Source organism: Chryseobacterium sp. DZ-32 (assembly GCF_059587025.1).
On sequence record NZ_JCAIOM010000005.1, the window covers coordinates 66,473 to 74,302 of the forward strand.

Annotated in this window: 9 protein-coding genes; all 9 read right to left on the reverse strand. The window is 40.8% G+C overall.

The genetic code is table 11. The features are described from left to right. Nucleotide 1: 1 nt before the first annotated feature. Nucleotides 2-1,891 carry an amidohydrolase gene (locus AC59HC_RS06965; RefSeq protein WP_496558299.1) on the reverse strand — a complete coding sequence of 630 codons (1,890 nt, stop codon included), beginning with the start codon at nt 1,889-1,891 and terminating at the stop codon, nt 2-4. A gap of 6 nt (nt 1,892-1,897) precedes the next feature. Beyond that, nucleotides 1,898-2,641: a M17 family peptidase N-terminal domain-containing protein gene (locus AC59HC_RS06970; RefSeq protein WP_496558300.1), complete on the reverse strand. Its 744-nt coding sequence runs from the start codon at nt 2,639-2,641 to the stop codon at nt 1,898-1,900. Nucleotides 2,642-2,661: 20 nt separating this feature from the next. Then, nucleotides 2,662-4,050: an alginate export family protein gene (locus AC59HC_RS06975; protein WP_202842855.1), complete on the reverse strand. Its 1,389-nt coding sequence runs from the start codon at nt 4,048-4,050 to the stop codon at nt 2,662-2,664. A 19-nt stretch (nt 4,051-4,069) separates the two neighbouring features. Then, nucleotides 4,070-4,702 (reverse strand): hydrolase, encoded by a 633-nt coding sequence (locus AC59HC_RS06980; protein WP_002978754.1) that lies wholly within the window; start codon nt 4,700-4,702, stop codon nt 4,070-4,072. A 32-nt stretch (nt 4,703-4,734) separates the two neighbouring features. Continuing rightward, on the reverse strand, nt 4,735-5,046 hold the full coding sequence (locus AC59HC_RS06985) for a phosphoribosylpyrophosphate synthetase (RefSeq protein WP_202842857.1): 312 nt from the start codon (nt 5,044-5,046) through the stop codon (nt 4,735-4,737). Between the two features lie 16 nt (nt 5,047-5,062). Beyond that, nucleotides 5,063-5,884: an alpha/beta fold hydrolase gene (locus AC59HC_RS06990; protein WP_202842858.1), complete on the reverse strand. Its 822-nt coding sequence runs from the start codon at nt 5,882-5,884 to the stop codon at nt 5,063-5,065. Between the two features lie 301 nt (nt 5,885-6,185). Further along, on the reverse strand, nt 6,186-6,392 hold the full coding sequence (locus AC59HC_RS06995) for an ArsR family transcriptional regulator (protein WP_202842860.1): 207 nt from the start codon (nt 6,390-6,392) through the stop codon (nt 6,186-6,188). Between the two features lie 32 nt (nt 6,393-6,424). Further along, complete coding sequence (locus AC59HC_RS07000; RefSeq protein WP_110009801.1) at nt 6,425-7,225, reverse strand: HAD family hydrolase; 801 nt, start codon at nt 7,223-7,225, stop codon at nt 6,425-6,427. 76 nt (nt 7,226-7,301) lie between these two features. Beyond that, nucleotides 7,302-7,830, reverse strand: a 529-nt coding sequence (galT, locus tag AC59HC_RS07005; protein ID WP_496558301.1) for a galactose-1-phosphate uridylyltransferase, incomplete at its 5' end; no start/stop codon positions are given.

Below are 7,830 nucleotides of genomic sequence, written 5' to 3' on the forward strand. Positions count from 1 at the left end.
GTTAAAAAGCAAAGCACGAACAGCCTAAAGCTCCCCAGAATGTGTGGTAATTATTAACAGGCACATTGCTCATTCTTGCCTGGTTATGGTTATGATGATGGATATCGCAGCTTCCTGCACAGCTGTGAATTTGCGAAGCTAACGGAGCTTTTAAATCCTGTTTCGCATTTTTTTCGATTTCTTTCTGAAAATGTCCTCCTGCAGGGTAATATCCGTTATAAAGATTGGTGGGAGACCAATCCGGAAGCACAGGAATAGATGGTGGTGCATAGGATGAGAATGTTCCTTTGGCATATACTATTTTCCCGTCTACAATGGTAATTTCTGCTTCAATATTTTTGATCTCTTCATCATCAATCGTGAAATAATCCTGATCAAGAACTGCCAGATCAGCAAACATTCCTACTCTGATATCGCCTTTTTTCTGCTGTTCCTGAGAAAACCATGCGCTGCCTTTTGTATAGAGCTCCAATGCGGTTGATCTGTCCAGCTTTGTTTCATGATACAATTGAAGTCCGCCAACAGTTTTTCCTGCAGTCAGCCAATACATGGAAACCCACGGATTGTAGCTGCTTACTCTTGTGGCATCCGAACCTCCGCCTACAGGAACTCCCATTTCCAGCATTTTTTTCACGGGTGGTGTACTTTCTGCGGCGGCAGAACCATAACGGTCTGCAAAATATTCTCCCTGGTAAGCCATTCTGCTCTGGATGGCGATTCCGCCGCCAAGCATTTTCACCCTTTCAATATTCTTTTCATCAATGGTTTCTGCATGATCAAAAATCCATGGAAGACCATTGAAGGGAATATCGCGGTTTACTTTTTCAAAGACATTTAAAAAACGGGTGATGCTTTCATTATAGGTGGCGTGAAGTCTGAAAGGCCAGCGGTTTTCTACCAGTAAACGGACTACTTTTTCAAGATCTGCTTCCATGTTTTCAGGCAGATCCGGTCTTGGCTGAAGAAAATCTTCAAAATCGGCTGCCGAAAATACCAGCATCTCTCCTGCCCCGTTGTGACGGTACATGTCATCGCCCTGGTATAATTTTACAGTATCAATCCAATCGCTGAAATCTTCAAATTCATGCTTAGGTTTCTGGGTAAAAAGATTATAGGCGATCCTTACAGTAAGCTGTTTTTTCTCATTCAGTTCGTTCACTACCTGATAATCATCCGGGAAGTTCTGGAATCCTCCGCCGGCATCAATGACGCTGGTAATTCCGAAACGGTTCAGTTCTGTCATAAAATGTCTGGTAGAATTCAGCTGGTGGTCGTAGGAAAGCTTCGGGCCTTTTGCCAGTGTTGAATATAAGATCATGGCATTGGGTGTCGCAATAATCAGCCCTGTGGGTTCACCGTTAGCATCTCTTTCAATATGTCCGCCTGCCGGAGCCGGGGTGTCTTTGGTAAATCCTACCGCTTTCAATGCTGCCCTGTTCATTAAAGCCCTGTCGTATAAATGCAGGATAAAAACAGGTGTTTCCGGAGCAATGGCATTAATTTCCTCCAGAGTAGGCATCCTTCTTTCTGCAAACTGGAATTCGGACCACCCTCCCACGACACGAACCCATTGCGGAGAAGGCGTACGGTCTACCTGGTCTTTTAACATTCTGAGCGCATCGGCCAGTGACGGAACTCCGTCCCATCTTAGTTCCAGATTATAATTTAATCCGCCACGGATCAGATGGATGTGAGAATCATTGATTCCCGGCACCACTCTTTTCTTTTTAAGATCAATCAGTTCTGTGGATTCATCTGCGAACTGATCTGCCAGTCCGTCATTTCCAACTGCAATAATTTTCCCGTCTTTAATGGCCACTGCAGAAACTTCCGGAGTTTCTTTATTGAAAGTGTGGATTTTTCCGTTGTATACGATAAGGTCTGCTTTCATCTTTAATTATTTGGTGTTCAACTTTGAAATCGCCTCCTGAATTCCTCCTCCGGCAACAGTGAAAAAAGATGGCCCGGCCAATAGAATCAGTTTTTTTAATTTCATTGTATCGGATAAATGCTGAGTATTTAAATAAGACTGTGTACGATAAGCATCAAAAGCACCCAGAACTACATTTTCTGCCACTAAAGCGGTTGGAGAATCAATTCCGGCATCTTTGATATCGCTGGCAAATGATGCGGTATGTACCTGCAGTTTCAAAGCTTCTCTCATGGCAACACTTCCTACTTCTTTCATGAGTCCGGCATCGAAAGAGTTTCTGTTCCCCAGGCCGATCAACAGCAGTTTTCCGGAGGCAAGGCTTCCTTTCGGAGGATTAATTAATAAGGTTTCCAAAGCGTGTCCTTTGAACTGTCCTTTTTTACGGACTTCTGTAATAATTCCTTTTAATGCTTCATCCAGATGAACCATTCCGTTCAGTTCTTTGGGAAGCGCCGGCGGATTGAAAATATCTCCTTCCGTATACTCGAAAACACAGGCGATCTGTAAATCTGCTTTGGCGGCAGAAGGCCCCTGAACCAGTCCTACAACAGAAATACCGTCAACGGTTCCCCATGTTTTTGAGGTTCCAATAGCTGTTTTTTCTGCGGCAGCCTGTGCTGAAACGAAGTGGGTTCCCGCAGTTGCCAACATCAATGCTATAAAGAATGCTTTTGACCAATTGATGTATTTTGAAATTGAATTTTGCATAATAAATGATTTAGTAATGATTAAAATTTGAATCCCAGCCTGATATTCCAGAAAACACCGCTTTTTGCATCCTGAATGATATCTTCAATAAAAGGTCCTTTGTGGAAATACTGAAGTCCGCTCACCAAAGAGAAATGTTTGTTGAAATTATAGGTAAAGCTGGTTAAATAAGCCGTTCCGATATACCTTTTATCTGAACTGCTTCCGGGACGGTTCAATGCTCCGCTTGGCCGGTAAACTCCGTCGTTCAGGGAATATCGCCAGTTGAAGACAACATCCATCTGCATTTTGAGTTTGGAAGTCAGATCAAGGGTCATATACGGATGAATATCAATTAAATTGACAGGTCCCACCTGCGGGCTGAAGCCGAAATACCCTCCTTTCGGATATAAAGGATTAAAGGTATTGAGCCTTCCGTCATTTTTTGAATGATCTCCTGATATATAATCGTTTCTCAGATTGATGCTTGGCTTGAATGTGAAGTTTTCAAAGAGATATCCTACATCCACAGAGCCCGTCCAGGCACTGATCTTTTCGTTTCCAAAACGTCCGAACTGATAGGCTGCTTCCAGGTTATAGATAAATCCGCCGCCATATTTCCAGAGCCTTCCGCCAATTGTGTGACGCTTTTCCCTGGCTGTTCCGGCTTCAAAAACAGATTCATCTCTACGGATTCCGAGGTAATATAGATCCAGATTTCCGGCTTCAGGAATAATAATTTTGGAATAAAGTCCCCAAAGGTTAAGCTGCTTTGAAATGGTATTATCAAAAACGCCGGTCTTGACAGAGTCTGCCATCATCGCAAAAGCATCTACGGAAACATTTTTATAGGAATACATGATTTTAGCTCCTGTAAAAGACAACCTTGCATTCGGTCCTTCCCTTACAGAAATTAATCTGCCGGAACCGTAGTCCAGCTCCTGTCTTCCCAGTCTCACTATCAGCTTCTGATCATCCTTATTCACCAAACCTACATCCAGAAAGAGATTCTGAATACTCAGCTGATCTTCATCAATGCCTCTTGAACCGTTTTTTCTTCCGTTTTGCAAAGCACTTCTGATCTGTGAAAATATTCTGAAGTTTTTCCCGAAATGCCAGTCTGCATAAAGGTCATAGCGCTGCAGGAAAAAGTCGTTGTGTCCTATGTTAAGCCGTCCCCAATCTTCGTTGTTGAAATCCACATATTCATACCTTGCCTCGCCACCCAATGAGAGATAGATATCTTTCTTTTCATTGAGAGGGAGATATTTAATTTTGTCATAAAAGCTTTTGGTGGAATCTTTCAGATATTCATAATTTTCGTCATACCTCAGAAGTTTAAAGCTCTGGGAGGATAAAGTTTCAGAACATAAAAGAACTGTTATGAAAAAAGCTTTTAAAAACAGTATTGAAGGTGCAGATTTCAACATTGAAAATGGTATATAGATTTTAATGATTCAGCATATGGTGGGCATAATGGATCCCTAATCCGTAAGAAGCCCCATATTTTTTCATCAGATCAGTTACAGGGCCATAGGTTTCCTGACGTGCCCAATCTCTCTGAAGCTCCAGAATATACTGAATGGAAGTCATAGGCTTTACTCCGGAATGGATCATTCTCTGTACTGCTCTTTCGTGAGCCTCATCACTCACATCACCACAGGCATCGGTAATGACATATACATCATAGCCTTCCTCAAGTGCAGACAAAGCCGGTCCTACGATACATACACCTGTCCAAAGCCCTGCGAAAACCAGTTTTTGCTTCTGTGTTCCCACAATTGCCTTATAAGCGGCTTCATCTTCCCATGTATTCATAGTAGTTCTGTCAATATATCCTGAAGTTGCCATAGGAAATGCTTCCTCAATTTCAGGGAAAACGGGACCTGAAAAACTTTGTTCAGCAACTGTGGTAACGATAGTCGGAACATTGAATATTTTAGAAGCTCCACACAGTACTGCAACGTTATTGCGCAGCTCATTCATTGAGATACTTTTGGTGGCAAATGCCATTTGTCCTTCAAAATCAATCAGTACCAGTGCATGATTTTCAGGAGAAAGTAGTTTTGATGATGGTTTCATAAAGTTTATTTTATTAAATAATTTGGATTAAGTTAATGGGATGATAGTTTTCTGATGAGTTCTGTACTTACAGTATCCGCATAGATTCCGTAAGCGCTCGTCAGGATGCCTTTTACAGAATACTTGTCGGAAGCGATGCCGTAGACTACTTCTTCATCTCCCTGATCGGTATCTCCTTCAAAGCGGAATGTATATCGTATTTTAAAGTCTTCCGGAGAGACATCAAGAAAATTATTGAGCCTGATGCAATCATTTTTAAGGTTAAAATCTTCTGTATATCCGTTTTGATTAAGCCACTGAACGGCCTCAGTCAACGTATCAAAAGCTGGCTGTATCGTATTCATTTGTAAAGAATGCTTATTATTCTGTGATAAAAGCTAAAATATCTTTGTTGATGGTTGGATGCTCTGTAGTCGGCATACCGTGAGGGAAACCAGGATAGGTAATCAGTTTTCCGTTCTTCAGTAATTTGGCTGATTTTATCGCTGAATTTTCAATCGGTACAATCTGGTCATCCTCACCGTGAAGAACCAATACCGGAATATCAACTGCTTTTAAATCTTCGGTTAAATCTGTTTCTGAAAAGGCTTTGATTCCATCATAATGAGCAACAATTCCTCCCATCAGTCCCTGTCTCCACCAGTTTCTCTGTACTCCGTCCTTTACGTTCGCACCTTCTCTGTTGTAGCCGTAGAAAGGAATAGTAAGGTCATAGTAAAACTGGTTTCTGTTGTTCATCGTCTGTTCCCTGATATTGTCGAAAACTTCCATAGGAACACCGTCAGCATTGTTTTCACTTTTCACCATTACCGGTGGAATGGCGCTGATCAGAACCGCTTTCTTAGCTCTTCCGTTTGCATACTTGTTAACATAACGGATTACTTCACCACCGCCTGTTGAATGCCCGATGTGTACGACATCTTTCAGGCCAAGGAATTCAACCAGTTCTGCAGCATCAGAAGCGTATTGCTCAATAGTGTGATTGTAGATATTCTGGCTGGAACGCCCGTGACCTCTTCTGTCGTGGGTAACCACTCTGTAGCCTTTCTGCAGGAAGAAGATTACCTGTGCATCCCAATCGTCAGATGATAAAGGCCATCCGTGGTGAAACATTAATACAGGTCCTTCTCCCTGATCTTTGTAAAAAATTTCTGTTCCGTCTTTTAATGTTAATGTGCTCATTGTTGTAGTATTTTTTGAATTAAACTTATGAGCATAATGCCAAAAAATAACCCAAAACAATAAAGAATTTGATTTTCAACACATTAATAAAAACAGACAGTAAATTATACTACGAAATACCGTAGTTTTATGATTTACCCTTTACCTTTTATATAAAAAACATATAAAATTTAACAATAGAAACTGTCAAAATTGAAGCTTGCCACGATGAATAACAAAAAAAAATCAGACTCAGGTCTGATTTTTTTTGTTAATAAGTAACATTAATATCTTAATCTGCTGAAAGTTGCTATGATAGCCGTTATTCCGTCTTTATTTGTGACAGATCAAGGCCCATTTTTGTAAATTCTTCCTGTCCTTTATCAGTAATATAATAGTTACGATCTGCAGGATTTTCCTTGGCAATCCAGCCTTTCTCAACAAATTGTTCTAAAAGAAGCTGTCCTAATTTTCCGCCGATATGCTCATAGCATGTTTTGGCTGGCTTTCTGCCGGTTGATGTATTCATATTATTAGTTTAATTGGTGTTATTTGGATGCATTAATTCAGATGCAGATAATCTTTAATGGTTTTCAGAACCCCGAAGCTGTCGTTGGTGCATGCTTCAAAATTGGCTACCTGTTTTACATTGGGATGGGCATTTTGCATCGCGTAAGAATATTTGGCATTCTTCAGCATTTCTATATCGTTCATATAATCCCCGAAAGCCATCGTATTTTCAGGAGAAATGCCCAGCGATTTCTGAAGGATTTTCAAAGCATTTCCTTTATTGATATCTTTATTCATAACATCCAGCCAATACGCTCCTGAAACCACTACTTCCAGACCGAATTCTTCAAATTTTTTCAGTGCCGGATACAGATGTTTTTCAGAACCTTCAGGATGATAAACTGCTATTTTAAAGGCGGTATCATCAATTTTTTCTGTCAGATCATCCTTCTTCATGTTTTCGGTGTAATATTTTGAGAAAAAATCCACAAACTGCTGATCTTCGGTTTCGTAATACGCCATCTTTTTGGCTGATAATACGGCTTTGGCACCGGGTATTTCACGGACCGCTTTAATAATCTCAACGATATATTTGTATTCCAGCGTATCAGCGAAAAGTTCCTGGTCTTTATAGATCACGTATCCTCCGTTTTCAGCAATAAAACCGATCTCACTTTCTATTTCTCCGAAATAATGGGTAATGCCCGGCATCTGTCTTCCGCTTGCCGGGACAAATACAATGTTTCTCTTTTTCAGTTCTTTATAAACTTCTGAAAACTCAGGGCTCATTTCATGGCTGGAGTTAAGAAACGTCCCATCCATGTCCGTCACAATTAATTTAATCTGTTCCATAATTTTATTGGGAAAAGCGAAATTCTGTACGTAGCAGAATCATAATTTGCTTATTCTTTTCAAAGATATTGATTTATTATTTTTTCTTGTAATGAATGGTGGAAAGGTTTCTTAATATTGCGGCACTTTGTTCGGGGGTAATGTCCCGTTGAGGCTCTGCAAGCATTTCATATCCTACCATAAATTTTTTTATTTCCGCACTTCTGAGCAACGGCGGATAAAAGTGCATATGAAAATGCCATTCAGGATGCTCTTTTCCGTCTGTTGGAGATTGATGAATTCCCGCAGAATAAGGAAATGACGTTTCAAAAAGGTTATCATATATTGTGGTCAGATCCTTGAGGACAGCAGCAAAAGATTCTTTTTCCGCTTCAGAAAATTCCGCAATATTTTCTCTTTTCTGTTTGCTGATCATCATTGTTTCGTAAGGCCAAGACGCCCAAAACGGCACCAATGCGGCAAAGTGTTCATTTTCTGTGACGATGCGCTCACCAGCCGTGATTTCCTGCCGAAGATAGTCTTCCAGCAATGTCCTTTTATTCTTTTCAAAATACGATTTCAGCTGATCCTGGGTTTTCTGAACCATTGCCGGAATGGACGACTGC

Bases quoted from the DNA above. Each gene is read 5' to 3' on its own strand.
- AC59HC_RS06965 (WP_496558299.1), bottom strand. From the start codon at position 1,891: ATGAAAGCAGACCTTATCGTATACAACGGAAAAATCCACACTTTCAAT.
- AC59HC_RS06970 (WP_496558300.1), bottom strand. From the start codon at position 2,641: ATGCAAAATTCAATTTCAAAATACATCAATTGGTCAAAAGCATTCTTT.
- AC59HC_RS06975 (WP_202842855.1), bottom strand. From the start codon at position 4,050: ATGTTGAAATCTGCACCTTCAATACTGTTTTTAAAAGCTTTTTTCATA.
- AC59HC_RS06980 (WP_002978754.1), bottom strand. From the start codon at position 4,702: ATGAAACCATCATCAAAACTACTTTCTCCTGAAAATCATGCACTGGTA.
- AC59HC_RS06985 (WP_202842857.1), bottom strand. From the start codon at position 5,046: ATGAATACGATACAGCCAGCTTTTGATACGTTGACTGAGGCCGTTCAG.
- AC59HC_RS06990 (WP_202842858.1), bottom strand. From the start codon at position 5,884: ATGAGCACATTAACATTAAAAGACGGAACAGAAATTTTTTACAAAGAT.
- AC59HC_RS06995 (WP_202842860.1), bottom strand. From the start codon at position 6,392: ATGAATACATCAACCGGCAGAAAGCCAGCCAAAACATGCTATGAGCAT.
- AC59HC_RS07000 (WP_110009801.1), bottom strand. From the start codon at position 7,225: ATGGAACAGATTAAATTAATTGTGACGGACATGGATGGGACGTTTCTT.